This window comes from Aquiluna sp. (assembly GCF_965064355.1).
In genome coordinates, this window is the sequence record NZ_CBCHRQ010000031.1 from 1 (window position 1) to 14,732 (window position 14,732).

A 14,732-nucleotide genomic window follows, 5' to 3' on the forward strand; every position below is an offset into this window, starting at 1 on the left:
CCGCCGCCAGTGGTTCTCTCTGGATCATATGCCACCCAAGCCCTTCTCCAATCCACCCCATAGTTTGCACTGGTTGGGAAGGTAAAGGTTAGCTTCTGCCAACCAACAGTTGTAGTTGCGGTGGCGGAGGTGGTCAAGGTATTTGAGTAGTTGACAGTCTGAACACCGAGCACAACAGTCTTGCCGGCTGCTGGTGCGTAGAAGTTCATGGTGACTGAGCGATTCTGGTATGAGATCAAGCTAGAGCTAGCAGAGATTGCATCTGCGCCGATGGCGGTGTTAGAGGATCCGTTTCCCTTTTGTCCCTTGACCATAATCGTTCCAGTTGCTGAACCACCTGCCTGGTCAGCAGCGTTTACGTAGTTACCCCAGGCAGTGTTATCACCAGCGGAGGTGTAGCCCAGTACGTTGCCCCAGCTGTTGCTTCCAACCATATTCGACTCATAGTTAAACAAGGTCGGTGGAGCAAGAGGTGCTCCGTTAAAGGAAACGTCATCGTAGAAATAGATGTGGTTCGGGTTGTTTCCATCGCCACCGACAGTTGAGGCGATGTCGTAGGAGACATTCGCCCTATTGAAAGACTGGGTGAAGTCGATGCCTGCTGAGAACTCAAAGCTTAGAGTCTGCCATCCGATAGAGGTCACCTGCGATGCAGTGGCGTTCTGAGCAGCTGAGTAGTCGTTCTTGGTTAGCTGCAGTTGAACGGTTTTACCAGCCTCTGGGGCATAGAGCCTCATCGTGACTATGCGGGTGGTGGAGGAAATCAAGCTCGAGCCGTCGGCAATACTGCCAATCGCAGTGTTGGAGACGGCGTTACCCTTTTGGCCCTTGACCATCTTGGTTCCATAGGACGACCCACCAGCCTGATCGGCAGAAGGGACGTAGTTACCCCAGGCGGTGTTATCACCAGCGGAGGTGTAGCCGAGCACGTTGCTCCAGCCGTTCATGCCTACCTCGTTTGACTCGTAGTCGAACAAAATTGCTGGAGCAGGGGCGTCTGCACTTGCTGGCACTGCAGTGAGCGTGACTAGAGATGTAGCTAGGAGCACTGCGGAAGTCAGCATCGATGCTAACTTCGAATTTTTAAGCTTCATGAAGATAGTTCCTTTCAAGCAGGGGCTGAAAGGTGACCGAGAGAAGAAGTTGCGCACACAGTTCTCACGTCGATTCACCGGGTCTCGCGGTCGCACACTCGTCGAGATGATGGATGTATTTATTTGTTAGCAAAGACTAATTCGGTGTTTGAAATTATGAAACCGATTTCACACCGAATTTATACAACTGTTATCTAAGCCCAAAAACTGCGGTATTTGGGCTTAGAAACCGATTTCAGGTTCTACTTCGTGTAGGTCTGTGTGACAGTTCGCTTGACGCCACCGATGGTGAAAGTCCAGGTGGTCTTTCCAGCCTTAGTTCCGATCAAAACGATCTCGGCGTCGCGGCGCTTATTCGAACTGTTGTAGCCAAAGGTCAGCGCATTCTTGCCCACCTTGGTCGAGGTCATGGTCTCCAACTTGTTGGATGAGGTAACCAAAACTGCCACTCCACCATTGGTGGCGGTCACCTTGATATCTGGCGAATACATGGCGTTAGCTTGGGCGTTCCTTAGGTAGCTGATCGCAAGCCTCACCACAACGTTGTCATCGGTTGTGAGGTTTGCTGGGTCAAGCTTTAGAGCAGGGTTCTCCTCGGTGCCAACAATGACGTTGCCGTCGGTGTCAGCCGGCTGGTTGCCTCTGGTTCGAACCTGCATTGAAACCGCAGAAGGTCGGATAGATAGATCCGGCACAATTTGTGGCCAGTAGTAGTCAACCGACTCTTCTAGCTCATTGGTTGTGGTGTGCATGCTGAATGGCAAGAAACCAGCACCTGGTTCCTTGGTGTCTGGGTTGACCGACTTATAACCCAAAACCGAAGCCTTGGTGTTGAGATTCTTGAGCGAGAAGGAAACGTAACCTCTGGAGTCAGTGACCTTCTTGTCGGTGAACTTGGCCCACTTGCAAACACTGCAGGCGGTGTCGACCAACAGGTTCACCTCGCGCTTAGCCTGTGGGGTGCCCCAGATGTCAAAGACGCGATACTTCAGCGCAATGGTTGATCCATACAGGTAGGACTTGGCATAAACCTGGGCATACTCAGGTAGCCAACCGCGCTTGAACACGCTCCACTCGTAGGTGGCCTCCCAAAGATCTGAACCCTGGCAGTCGTACTTATAGTCACAGGCTGCCTCCGGGCCGGTTGAGGTTCCAAGCAGCTTGACTACCGGGTAGAAGCCTGCCTTTTTGAAAAGCAAAAGCATGGTGCCAACGGTGGTGGTGCCATTGGTTAGGTCGACTCGAATTGAGTCATCCTCAGCGGCAGCCTTGGTCGGGGTGATCACTAGCTCCGCAATACCGGTTGCATCAACCGTTCCGATGTTCTCATCGCCTGGGATGTTGTCGGTGTAGGCGATGTCGCTGTCAACCACAAACTTGACCTGCTGGCCAGCGTTAGCTGGTGTGCCAACGTACTGAACGGTGACGCTGGTCTGGTCGGTGCGGATCCAGGCCTGGTTGTGCTGAGTCTCGGAGTCAGCTAGTAGCTGCTCTTTCTCGTTGAACTCACGCGTGAAGCGCTCAAAGACTCCAGGCTGCTTCTTCACGTGAAGGTTGCCCCAGGCAAGCGAAGTCACCCAGTTGACTGCAGTGGATGGACCGGCCGGTCCAAGCAGAGTTAGCAGCATTGCCACCGCGGCAGCAGTTGCGATGAGACGATTCTGGGTGCGCATAATTACCTTTCGACGCTATCTATCGAGTGCGCACACACTCGTTGTTATTTCAAAGCTAAGCAGATTCTCGCAAAATAAGTTCGGTCGGCAAAATCTTTGGAGCGGGGGTTTCACCCTGCAGAATCGACAACATAGATTCGGCAGCTGCGGCACCCAGGCCCAAGATGTCCTGACGGATTGTGGTGAGTCCTGGGCGGTGAGTTTGCGCCATTATGTTGTCGTCAAAACCAACTACCGCAACGTGATCAGGGACCAATCGGCCACGCTCGTAGATGGCCGCCATAACGCCTAGGGCCATCGCGTCATTGGCCGCGAAGATGCCGTCGATGTTTGGATGTCTGGCCAATAGGCGAAGCGTCAAGGTCTTGGCGCTCTCGAAGGACCAGTCGCCTTGAGCAATCAATTCCTCGTTTACCTCGTGGCCAAGACTTAGATGTGCAGCGTGATATCCCTCAAGGCGATCGATTCCGGCAACCGCCGAAATGTCACCGGTGATGGTTGCTACTTCCTTGCAGCCGCTACCAAGCAAATGCTTAGTGGCAAGTTCAGCGCCAGCACGGTTGTCAGTGTCGACGTAAACAATGTCTGACTTGAGATCGATTGGGGTCCCAATAACTACTATCGGTAGACCCTTTTGGACAAGTTTGTGAACCACGTCTTCTTTGTGAACGGTTAGGAAAATCGCACCGTCAACATCGCCACCATCAAGGTAGTTCGCGATAGGGCTGTCTTCAGATTCCAATGGCGAAACCATCAACACCGGGTGAATGTCATTTGCCATCAGCACCCTAGAAATACCAGCCAGAACTACTCCCCAGAATGGGTCGCTGAGCACAGATGGAGAATCATCAATTACAACTGCGATCTGTCCGGTGCGACCGGTAGATAGCGCCCTGGCTGCTCGATTGGTGCGGTAGCCGAGCTTGCTCGCGGCATCCATTACGGCTTGAGCTCTTTCGGTATTGACACGGTCGTCACCATTGAGAACCCTGGATACCGTGGCGCGGCTAACCCCAGCCTTTGCAGCAATCTCTGCGTAGGTAGTTCTAAAAATTGATGGTGAAGTTACGGGCATTAGATTATTTGACCCCCGTATTCGATTTTAACCTATTCGCGGCAATGATAGCCGCATAGGTCTTGCCACTGTTCTTGATGGTGCGCTTGAGGGTGGTGAAATCTACGTGAATGATGCCAAAGCGCTTTGAGTAGCCCTCTGCCCACTCGAAATTGTCCATTAGAGACCAGGCGTAGTAACCGGTAAGTGGAGCACCTCGATCAATCGCCCTGGATGCTGCTTCAAGGTGACCTACTAGGTAATCGATTCTTCTGACATCCTCGACGTCTCCCATGGCATTTGGCTCATCGTCATAGGCAGCACCATTTTCGGAAATCACAATTTCTGCAATCTCAGGCCAGTCCGTCGAGATCCTCACCAGCAAATCCTCAAGTCCAACCGGAGTGATTGGCCAACCCATGTCGGTGTAAGGCTCTGGAGGTGTGCCATTGCTGCGGTGAGGGAATGGGAATAGCCCGCCGTCAGACATTGGGCCATCGCTTTCGCGAGGCAGTCCAATGAAAGAGTCTGAGTAGTAGTTGACCGCAAGGTAATCGGTCTGGACTTTTAGCTTCTCAAGATCGCCAGGTTGAACAATCTTTGCCAAACGCTCGCTGTGGAAATCGGCGATGCTCTTGGGGTAGCGGCCATTTAGGAATGCATCAATCCACCAGCGATTTAACTGAGCATCCATTAGGTCGCCAAGCTCCGAAAGCTCAGCATCGCTCTCATCCTCAATGCGGTAGGTGGTCATGTTAAGCGCGATGCCGGTCTTGATGCCTGGATCAATCGCCTTCATGACGCGCGATGCCTCAGCGTGGGCTAGCGCGGTGTGGTGCGCTGCGGCAAGTGCCGAATCAAGATTCTTTACCCCTGGGGCGTGAATGCCGATCATGTAACCCAACCAAGAAACACACCATGGTTCGTTAATGGTGATCCACTCTTTGACACGGTCCGAGAATGCCTGCACTGCTTCTCCTGCATAGAAGGCAAAGTCGTAAACAATCTCGCGATTAGCCCAGCCGCCCTTGTCCTCAAGCTTCTGCGGTAGGTCCCAGTGGTAGAGGGTAATAACCGGAGTGATGTCGTTTGCAATTAGCTCGTCGATCAGGCGGTTGTAGAAATCAAAACCGCGCTGTTCGCGCTGCTTGTCGCCATTTGGGAACAGTCGAGGCCAGGCCAGTGAGAAACGGTAGGTGCTCACGCCAAGTGACTTCATTAGAGCAACATCCTCGGCAAACAGGTTGTAGTGATCGCAAGCGATGTCACCGTTCTCGCCGTTGGCCACTTTGCCTTCGGTCGCGCAGAAGCGGTCCCAGATGCTTTCGCCGCGCCCGTCAACATTGGTCGCGCCTTCGATCTGATAGCTAGAGGTTGCAACCCCCCACTTGAAGTCCTCAGGGAACTTACTCATCCCTTCACCGCTCCATCCATAACTCCGCCGACCAAACGCTTACCTACAAAGATGAAGAGCAGTAGTAGTGGTGCGGTGGCCATAAAGGCACCGCCCATGTTCAGCGCGTAGTCGAGCGCGTAACTGCCTTTCAACTGGTTAATTGCCACCTGCACGGTGAAATTCTCTGGGCTCTGCAGCACCAATAGTGGCCACAGGAAGTCGTTCCAAGATCCCAAGAAGGAGAACAGTCCCAGCACGAAAGCGCTGGGTCTGATTACCGGGAACACCACGGTGGTGAAGGTCTTCATGACTCCCGCGCCATCGAGGCTGGCTGCCTCAAGCAGCTCATTAGGAACCTGGGCATCAATAATCTGTCGCATCCAGAACACGCCAAAGGCGGTAACCAAAGCCGGCACAATCAGTGCGTAGAGAGTGTCAATCCAGCCCAGGTTTCCCATCAGGATGAACATCGGGATGATGCCCAACTGCGATGGCAGCATCATGGTTCCGATGATTACCAGAATCAGGGATCTGCGACCCTTGAAGTTCAGCTTCGCGAAGGCGAACCCGGCAAGAGCCGAGAAGAACACCTGCGCTACCGCGACAGCGGTTCCAACAATCAGGGTGTTCCAGAGCGCTTGGTTAAAAGGAACTGCCGCGTAAACATCGTTCATTACCTCTAGGAAACGAGGTCCTGGAACCAGAGACGGTGGAATCTTTGCGATCTCTTCCGAGCCGCTAGAGGCAACAACAAACATCCAGTAGAACGGGAACAGCGAGATGAACCCGATGAAGTAGAGCATTGTGTAGCTGAACCAGGAAAGTTTGTTGCGCTTGTTCTTCGACTGCTTAGTCAACCGAAGCTTTGGAAGTGCGAAGGTCGTCATTTGGAGTCCTCACTTGCAATCCTGCGAGTGATCAGGAAGTTGATCAGCGAGATGATCAGCACGATCACAGTGATGGCGATTCCGACAGCCGCTGCGTAGCCGTACTTTTGCTCCAGGAACATTTGCTCGAACAAGAACAGCGTCAAGGTTGAGAACTGTCTTGAGTCACCACCGTTGAAGTTTCCACTTAGGGTCAAAGGCTCCGCGAATACCTGCAGGCCGCCAATGGTTCCAACTACCACCACGAAGGTGATTGTGTTTCTCAAACCAGGAAGCGTGACATAGCGGAAGGTTTGCCACTTGGTCGCGCCATCAAGCTCTGCGGATTCATAAAGCTCATTTGGAATCGCAAGCATCGCAGCCAAGAAGATAAGTGCGTTGTAACCAACCCAGCGCCAGGTGATCATGGTCGCAATGGCGATGTGGCCGGGGATGGTCTCAGAAACAAAGTCGATGTGTGGATAGCCAAAGGCACCGATGATGATGTTGAACATTCCAAAGTCGCGGCCAAAAAGCTGACCAAACACAATTGCCACTGCCAACACCGAGGTGATGTTTGGAATTAGCAATAGCGTGCGCCAAAAGGTCGGGGCCTTCAAGCGAGGATTACGCAAAATGCTCGCCAGGAAGATGGCCAGAATCATCTGGGGGATCGTCGAGAACAGCCAAATGCTAAAGGTGTTGCCGGTGGCTTGCCAGAATCTGTCATCGGTTATCAAGAATGTGAAGTTGTCAAAACCAATAAAGATGGCATCGCCCAGTGGATCCCAGTTAAAAAAGGCAATGTACGTCGAGAAAATTACCGGTGCCAAGCCGAAGATCAAGAACATGACAAAGAAAGGCGAGATGAAAAGATACGCCCACTTTGATTCATGCTGTTTGATGCCCTTGCCGCGAGAAGCCTGTATCGGCTTCGAGCGGTAAGGGTTTGGAGACCTTCGGGTTTTGGACATATGTACTAACCGACTGTCTTCTTAATCTCGTTCAGCGCCTGCTGCCAAGCTGCCGCGGCAGTCTGCTTCTTGAGGGCGACCCTCGAGAGAGCCTGACCGAAGATGTTGTCGATCTGGCGCTGCTTGCGGCCTTCGAAGATTGGCTTTAGAGCCAGTGCACCCTTGGCGTAGATCGAGCCAATTGGAGCGTTGTTGAAGAACGGGTCCTTGTATCCCAAAACGGTTGCGTCATCGTAAAGCACCTTTGCCGATGGGAATAGGCCGTAGTCCTTGAAGACCTTTAGCTGCATCTCAGGAGATAGGTACCACTTGATAAACGCCATAGCTTCTTTAGGGTGCTTTGCCGAGGCTGGGATCGAAAGCTGGCTGCCGCCGATGTTGCCACCGCCACCAGGTAGAGCCGCAACGTTCCACTTGCCCTTGGTCGAAGGTGCAAGGTTCTTGATGTATGCCAGCATCCAGGCTGGAGCAATGACGGTTGCGAATGAGCCCTTGTTCAAACCGGTGTTCCAGTCGGAAGTGAACTGAGAAATGTTGCTGCCGATGCCGGCTGCAAGAGCCTTGGCGGAAGTGTCGAAGGCGGTGCGAACCTGCTTGTTGGTGGAGTAAACCAGCTTGCCGGTGCGGTCATAGTACTTCTCCGCACCCTGGTTCAAAACAGCTGCGTAGATGGTGCCGGAGGAGTCGATGAAAGACTTCTTGGTCTTTGCCTTATAGGTCTTACCGGTCTCCATGAACTTGTCCCAGGTTGGCCATAGGGCAGAAACCTTTGCAGGATCGGTTGGCATACCCGCAGCCTTGAACAAATCGGTGCGGTAGGCAATTGCAGCGCCGCCCACATCTGTTGGGATACCGATCACTCGACCGTCATCGCCCACGCCTTGGTCCCAGCGCCAGTCCAAGAAGTCTGGCTCCATCTCAGAAGCACCAACAGTCTTTAGGTCAAGGAAATACTTTGGGTAGGAGCGGAAGTAACCGGAGTAGGAGACCTCGATTGCGGCAATGTCCGGGGTGTTCTTCGCAAGCATCGCGGTGGTTAGTGAGTTGTGGTGAGGGTCAAGGTCTGACTTTTTGATCACCAAGTCAATATCTGGGTTGAGTTTTTCATAGGCGGTTGCGAATTCTGGACGGATTACGTCTCCGAAGGACCAGATGGTGACCACGGTCTTGTCGGCTGCCTGCACTGGTGAGACTATCCCCAGGGTCAAAGCCAAGCTGCTGACTACGGTCACAGCTTTCACGAAGTTGGAATTGCGAGCCACGATCTGTCTCCTTTGAATGAAAGTTTTGGTATTCCGCTGCGGTGGTTGTGTGCGCAACCACCGCAGCGGTCAATACCTTTGCTATCGAGAAAGGGTCGTGAAACCGATTTCGCGATGCGGAAAATTAGACCACCAGAAGCCCCTGATTATCAAGTTAAGTTGCCGTGAAACCGATTTCGTTATTTAAGCGTTATACGCCACCGGTGCTAAAAATTTAAACATTTGGTCACCATCATTTCCAGCTGGTAGGTTGAATGGATAATTCGGTTTCAGTGTGCGCTGACCGCCCGTTGACCGTGAGATTCAAAGGATTGGCGCATGAAGTTTGGTAGAGCACTTCCGCTCAGTTTGGCTTTTTCGTTAGTCCTGACCCTAGGAGTGCAAATGCCCGCAGCCCCCGCAGAGACCAAGAAGTTGCTTTGGTCTCAAGAGTTCAACTCCAAGGCTGGCACACCAGTATCAAAGACCTTTTGGACCCACGACATCGGTGACGGCACCGAGGCTGGCATTCCAGGTTGGGGAAATGGCGAGCGCGAGTACTACATACAGGAAGCTCTAAAGCATGACGGTAAGGGTGCGCTAGTCGTAAACGCCAAGAAGATGTCGGTTCCTGCCAATGGCAAAACCTCCTCGACAAACCCATACCTTTGCTACTACGGCACCGCTTGCGAGTGGACCAGCGGCAAGATCCACACCTTGGGCAAGGTGAGCTTTATGTATGGCCGCATTGAGGCCCGAATCAAGATGCCAAAGGGCGTTGGAATGTGGCCAGCATTTTGGATGCTCGGTACTGACATCAAGTCAAACCCTTGGCCTGCCTGCGGTGAAATTGACATTGTTGAGGCCAAGGGCCATTCTCCAAAGTTGTCATTTGGCACCGTGCACGGACCTGGCTACTCAGGTGGCGATGGCATTGGCGAGCTAACGACGCTCAAGAACTTCAACCACTCCACTTACCACGTCTATGCGATTGAGTGGAAGCCGGACCAGATCAAGTGGCTGGTAGATAACAAGGTGTTCTTCACCCTGAACAAGGCTGATGTTGGCGCTAACGAGTGGGTCTTCAACAAGGAGTACTACCTGGTTCTAAATGTCGCCGTTGGAGGTATCTTCACCGGAGAGATCGACCCTGATCTAAAAAGCGGAACCATGACCGTTGATTACATTCGTGCCTACTCGCTAAACGGTGTCGGGAAGGTGACCAAATACTAATGAAGAGACTTGTTGCCACCATTTCAGTTATAGCGCTGTCACTTGTAACCCTCTCGAATCCGGTAGCCGCTGCGCCACCGGTGAAGAAACTGCTCTGGTCTCAGGAGTTCAATGAGGCAGCCGGAACCGCACCAAGCTCAAAGTTTTTTGACTACGACCTCGGTGGTGGTGGCTGGGGAAACAAGGAGCTGCAGTGGTACACCGAGGATGCAGTGAAGACCAATGGAAACGGCCAGCTTGAGATTAGTGTCACCAAAATCCCACCGGTTGCTGAGGATGAACTGCCATACAACTGCTTTGGAGATTGCCAGTATTTCTCGGGTCGCATAAAGACCCAGGACAAGATTCGCTTTAAGTACGGCCGTATGGAAGCCAGAATGAAGCTTCCCGGTGGCACCGGTGTTTGGCCAGCATTCTGGATGCTGGGCAGCAACATCAAGGCCAAGAGCTGGCCGAAATGCGGTGAGATCGACATCATCGAACTTCGTGGTCGCGAGCCTGACCTAGCAATTGTTAGTGCCCATGGTCCTGGTTATTCGGGAGCTGCCAGCAAGACCGGTTCTAAGCGCTACGGCACTCCACTTTCAGATGACTATCACGTCTATGCAATTGAATGGGCATCCAACAAGATCTCCTGGTACGTGGATGGAAAGCTGGTTCACACCCTCACGAACAAGAGCGTGAAGGCAGGAACCTATGTCTTCAACCAAGACTTCTTCTTGATCCTCAACGTTGCGATGGGTGGCGACTTCGATGGAGGCCAGCTCGATGACACCATCGAAGGAGTCAAGATGAGCGTTGACTACATTCGCTACTACTCCATCAACGGTGTGGGCACAGTAACTCGCAAATGAGAAAGCCTTTGGCAGGTTTCCTACTGCCGCTCTCGCTGGTGTTGGCCGCAATCTCAGGCCCACTGAATGTCAGTGCGGCCGAGCTAGCTGTTACCGGTGCCAAGTGCACCATTATCGGCACGCAGAAGGACGACGTATTAGTTGGAACCTATGCATCCGATGTGATCTGCGGTCTCGGGGGAAATGACCTGATTTATGGTTCTTCCGGAAATGATGTCATCGATGGTGGCAAGGGCAACGACCGCATTTCAGCAGGTGCCGGCCACGACCAGATTTATGGTGGACCGGGCATCGACTATGTAGACGGTGGCACTGGAAGCAATCGTTGCGTCAAGGACCTAAGTGACCCGGCACTAAAGAACTGCCGCGCTATCAAAGCTCTGCCGAAGTATCAGGCACCAGTGGTTCCAACCGCGCCAGCAACCCAGTCTCCAAGCATCTCTCCGACAATCTCTCAAACAGTGTCTCCGAGCCTGCCGGTAACTGTCTCTCCTACCGTCTCACCAACCGTCTCACCGAGCACTGGGCAGACCACATCTCCACCTGTAACAACCAGCTCCCCTAGCGCCGGAGGCGGCACTACACCACCGCCTAGCCCGCCAGTTTCTGAAGCCACAATCATTGGCGGCTACGCCGGTGGTTCTAGTGCCATTTCAAATCAGTCCGGTACACCGAGCACAACTGTCACAACGCTAACCAGCACGCCGATCACTTTGGATTTTGAAGGTGGAGCAGAACTTATTGGTTTTGGTGGCGATGGAGCTGGTGTGGATGCTCACCCAACTGGCGGCACCAGCGGTTCAACAAAAGCCGTCAAGGTTGTCCGCGGCGCAGAGAGCTTTGCTGGAACGGTTTTCTACACCGCAGCTAACGGGGTCAACCTGATTAGCGCAACCAGCAAGACCGTCACGCTCAATTTCTACTCGCCAGCGGCAAACCAACCTGTGCTGCTAAAGCTTGAAGATGCTTCGAACTCCAGTCGATACGTGGAGACCATGGTGACAGCTGGATCGGTGGGTTGGCAGGCCCTTAGTTTCAATTTTGACAGCCTCCGGGGCGGGTCTCCGGCTTACAGCACCGACATCCAATACCGAAAGGCCGTAATCTTCTACGCCTTTGGATCTACAACCGGTGGGGCAACCTATTACTTCGATCAGGTCTCGTTCCCAGCGGTAACCGCAACGCAGACCACAGTGCCGGGCTCTCCTGCACCAGGTTTCACTCAGGGCAGCCTGCTCTGGGAGGAGAACTTTGATGGAACCGGAGCACTTGATGGCTCTAGGTGGACATCTCGAACCTGTGGCCACTCATCCGCAAACGGTGGTGGCACTTGCCACAACAATGAGCAGCAGCAGTTCATCCCTGATGCAAATCAACTTGATGGTCAGGGCAACGCGGTCATTACATCCAGGCGCGTGACCACACCAGCCCCAGTTGGCAGCTGTTTGGCCTGGTCTGGCACCTGTCCATTCACCAGCGGAAGATTCGACACCCAGGGCAAGGTCTCTTTCATGTATGGCGTTATTGAGGCAAGGATTCAAAACCCAATCGGTGGTGCGAACTGGCCAGCGTTCTGGATGTTGGGCACCAACATCACTTCGGTGGGGTGGCCAGCTTCAGGTGAGATTGACATCATGGAGGGCAAGTCTGGATCCAGAGTTGCTGGTGCAATCCACTGGTCAAATGGTGGTAACGACGCTTACGAATATGGTGAGGCAAGTGGTGGTAACTACGCGAACGCCTATCACGTCTATAAAGTCCACTGGCTGGAAAACTACCTGGCGATTTATGTCGACGGGGTAAAGATCTTGGAAGAAACAAACACCACACTCAACCAGTCTGGATCGTGGGCCTTCAACCATCCGTTCTTCATCATTTTGAACAACGCAATCTCACCAGCGGGCGGTTTCTCAGACGCCTACGACGGCTGGAGCACAGCCCAAATGAAGATTGACTACGTGCGCTACTACCAACTAAACGGTCAGGGACAGGTTTTCAACAACTAGCTTGAAAGCAGCATTCCGGCACTTGGCCTTGTCACAAACTGCTTGAGCGCTCTCGGCCTGTGGATAACTCAAGTGGCTTATGAGTAAAAGAAGAGATGATTTTCTCGAAACAACAAACGAGAGGTCACATGACAATATTCACAAGTTTTTCAGCAATTCTTGCAGCCCTGCTGGCTACGAGTGTGATTCAGCCCTCTCTAGCCGATACCGAATCTCAAACCCTCAAGGCAATTTCCGAAGTAGCTCCACATACACTTAATGACTCAGGCGAAATACTGCCTCACAGCGACGGGACTCTCTTTACCGAAGACAATTCGGGCTTGAAGCTATCCATAGACAACGTGTTAGCAAGCCGCCTTGAAACGCACGACAACCAGTCGAATAGAGTTTTGAGAACTGCAGACGGTTTCAGCGTTGTACCGGTAGCCAAGAACGATGGATCCGTTCAAACGATAGTTGTAGTCAATGAACCTAAGCTCCCGCAAAAAATCACCTTCGATCTCGATCTTCCTAGCCAGTCTTCCGTGAAAATTCTTCCGTCTGGCGAAGTCTTGATCTTAGATTCCAAAGGCGTCCTGTTAGTTGGAATATCTCGACCTTGGGCCTTTGATGCCAACCGAAAGCGTGTTAGGACTCACTTCGAATTCTCAAAAGGAAAGCTATCGCAGTACGTATTTCACGACTCGACTAACTTCAAATATCCAATCATTGCGGACCCGTGGATCGGGATCGATCTCTATCACCTGCCTTGGACTTCGCCAACGTCGCAGGGTTACAAGATCAATGTCAAACCTACGCTCTGGGGTCTTGCCATGACCTCTTCTGGCACTTGGTTCGCCCATCGCGATGAGGTGGTAACGAAACTCAAGAACCAAGCACGGCTTTGGTCTAACACCATACAAGAGCAGTTTTACTGTCACATTGCGGGCAGTCCTGCGGGCTATCCCGAATACAACATGGAATCGTGGTCGCCCCTGGTCCCTTGGTACATTTCACTTGTGTCCTATAAATGCAACCCTCACAATGGAACCTGGTACTAAGGAGAGAAGCCAATGAGTACATCGGTCAAAATTGGAACTGGCTGTCTCGTCGTTGGTTCAATCGCTTTGTACACAATCTGGGCCAGCAACATCTCTGACTACATGCATCTGGAAGATCTGTCATTGGAGTATTCCCCTGCAGCCGACGCCCTAGCAAGTGTGAGCCCGGGAGAACGACTTCTTCTAAATGGAGCTCTAGCCCTAGTAATCGTAGGGCTTATCTTGGTTCTTGTAGCTGGCGTTCGGAAACTGCGAAGTAATCGCCGGCAGTAATTAAGCTAGTGCCAAGAATCCGGTCCTCAGTCTTTCCTCTAAACAGTCAAGTTGAGATAGGCGGAAACTGCGTTGAGGATCCTTCGAGGTCATCCCCGAAGCCCCATCAAGACCTTGCCGGCGAAACTCTTGGACGTGGTTGGCTTTGACTGGAACCAGGTCGCAAGTGCTGGCCTTTGAGTCTTGGCATAGTCACAGACTGCCTTAGCTCTCTTTAGGAACAAGACGTTCTGCGACGCAGGCCCATTGGTCAGTCTGATTGCGGTGCAAAGGAACTTGCTCGCGGTGCTGCCCTTGAGGATCTCCTTGACCGCTGCCTTCTGGGCTGCGGTTAGGTTGAAGGCCTTGCCAATAAATGCCGGTAGGTAACTCTGCGCATATAGGACTTCAGCGCTTTGAGTCGGAACAGGCGGCGTAACGGTTGGAATTGCAATCGGAATCGGCGGAGCAGCCACAAGCAATCCAGGTCCGGTTGACACGACAACTTCTGAGACCAGCGATGCAATCTTGACGGTTGCGATCTTTGCTTCATTTGGTGCCGCGCTTAGCACGGTTCCAGTTAGCTGCACCGAGATGGCTTGACCAACATCAGCAAGAGTTGGCTCATAGGTCTCAGTAGTCGCACCACTAATTGCCTGACCTTCTCTTAGCCACTGGTAACCAACATCTCCTGCACTCACCAGGGTTGACTTCTGCGCCACCAAAAGCTGTCCGATAACCGGTGAACCGGTAATTGCAATTAGACGAGCACCGGTTGGCCAGGTTGGAGTGGTTGCGGTTGAGGTCTTGGTCACGCTCTGGAAGCCAGTCTTACGACCGGTCACCTTCAGGGTGATTTCCTTGCCGGCATCAGATGCCTTGATCAAGTAGCTAGCACCAACAGCACCTGCGATGGCACTGCCGTCCTTTAGCCACTCGTAATCAAAGGCAGTTCCTGAATCCCAAGCACCTGGCTCGGCAATCAGGAACTGCCCGATTTGGGCAGAGCCCGTGATGGTTGGGGTTGGGGAACTTGTAAAGCTTGAGAT

The 14,732-nt window shown here is 52.7% G+C and carries 12 protein-coding genes and 1 pseudogene; 5 read left to right on the forward strand and 8 right to left on the reverse strand.

Annotated elements, in window-relative coordinates; all coding sequences use genetic code 11:
• The 7 genes from AC128V_RS04080 to AC128V_RS04110 all read right to left on the reverse strand — a co-directional run.
• Positions 1 to 1,094: hypothetical protein (locus AC128V_RS04080; RefSeq protein ID WP_482763409.1), on the reverse strand; the 1,094-nt coding region annotated here is incomplete at its 3' end.
• A 242-nt stretch (positions 1,095 to 1,336) separates the two neighbouring features.
• Positions 1,337 to 2,767 (reverse strand): hypothetical protein, encoded by a 1,431-nt coding sequence (locus AC128V_RS04085; protein WP_482763410.1) that lies wholly within the window; start codon positions 2,765 to 2,767, stop codon positions 1,337 to 1,339.
• 55 nt (positions 2,768 to 2,822) lie between these two features.
• A complete protein-coding gene (locus AC128V_RS04090; protein WP_482763411.1) occupies positions 2,823 to 3,842 on the reverse strand; it encodes a LacI family DNA-binding transcriptional regulator in 1,020 nt (339 codons plus the stop codon).
• A 4-nt stretch (positions 3,843 to 3,846) separates the two neighbouring features.
• Positions 3,847 to 5,235, reverse strand: coding sequence for a GH1 family beta-glucosidase (locus AC128V_RS04095; RefSeq protein WP_482763412.1), 1,389 nt, complete (start codon positions 5,233 to 5,235; stop codon positions 3,847 to 3,849).
• Positions 5,232 to 6,104, reverse strand: a complete 873-nt coding sequence (locus AC128V_RS04100) for a carbohydrate ABC transporter permease (RefSeq protein WP_482763413.1) — start codon at positions 6,102 to 6,104, stop codon at positions 5,232 to 5,234. Before AC128V_RS04100 ends, AC128V_RS04095 begins: the two co-directional genes overlap by 4 nt.
• Positions 6,101 to 7,057, reverse strand: coding sequence for a carbohydrate ABC transporter permease (locus AC128V_RS04105; protein ID WP_482763414.1), 957 nt, complete (start codon positions 7,055 to 7,057; stop codon positions 6,101 to 6,103). The genes AC128V_RS04100 and AC128V_RS04105 overlap by 4 nt, the downstream gene beginning before the upstream one ends.
• Positions 7,058 to 7,062: 5 nt before the next feature.
• On the reverse strand, positions 7,063 to 8,319 hold the full coding sequence (locus AC128V_RS04110; RefSeq protein ID WP_482763415.1) for an ABC transporter substrate-binding protein: 1,257 nt from the start codon (positions 8,317 to 8,319) through the stop codon (positions 7,063 to 7,065).
• A gap of 384 nt (positions 8,320 to 8,703) precedes the next feature.
• Between AC128V_RS04110 and AC128V_RS04115 the strand changes: the two genes are divergently transcribed.
• From AC128V_RS04115 to AC128V_RS04135, 5 genes are all read left to right on the forward strand, one after another.
• Positions 8,704 to 9,531 carry a glycoside hydrolase family 16 protein gene (locus AC128V_RS04115; RefSeq protein WP_482763416.1) on the forward strand — a complete coding sequence of 276 codons (828 nt, stop codon included), beginning with the start codon at positions 8,704 to 8,706 and terminating at the stop codon, positions 9,529 to 9,531.
• The gene (locus AC128V_RS04120; protein WP_482763417.1) at positions 9,531 to 10,385 is read left to right on the forward strand and encodes a glycoside hydrolase family 16 protein; all 855 of its coding nucleotides are present in this window, start codon (positions 9,531 to 9,533) and stop codon (positions 10,383 to 10,385) included. Before AC128V_RS04115 ends, AC128V_RS04120 begins: the two co-directional genes overlap by 1 nt.
• A complete protein-coding gene (locus AC128V_RS04125) occupies positions 10,382 to 12,391 on the forward strand; it encodes a family 16 glycosylhydrolase (protein WP_482763418.1) in 2,010 nt (669 codons plus the stop codon). Before AC128V_RS04120 ends, AC128V_RS04125 begins: the two co-directional genes overlap by 4 nt.
• 95 nt (positions 12,392 to 12,486) lie before the next feature.
• Positions 12,487 to 13,431, forward strand: a complete 945-nt coding sequence (locus AC128V_RS04130) for a DUF2599 domain-containing protein (protein WP_482763419.1) — start codon at positions 12,487 to 12,489, stop codon at positions 13,429 to 13,431.
• A 12-nt stretch (positions 13,432 to 13,443) separates the two neighbouring features.
• The gene (locus AC128V_RS04135; protein ID WP_482763420.1) at positions 13,444 to 13,704 is read left to right on the forward strand and encodes a hypothetical protein; all 261 of its coding nucleotides are present in this window, start codon (positions 13,444 to 13,446) and stop codon (positions 13,702 to 13,704) included.
• An 89-nt stretch (positions 13,705 to 13,793) separates the two neighbouring features.
• On the opposite strand, the pseudogene AC128V_RS04140 reads toward AC128V_RS04135, so the two are convergent.
• A pseudogene (locus AC128V_RS04140) lies at positions 13,794 to 14,732 on the reverse strand (hypothetical protein); the annotation flags it as partial.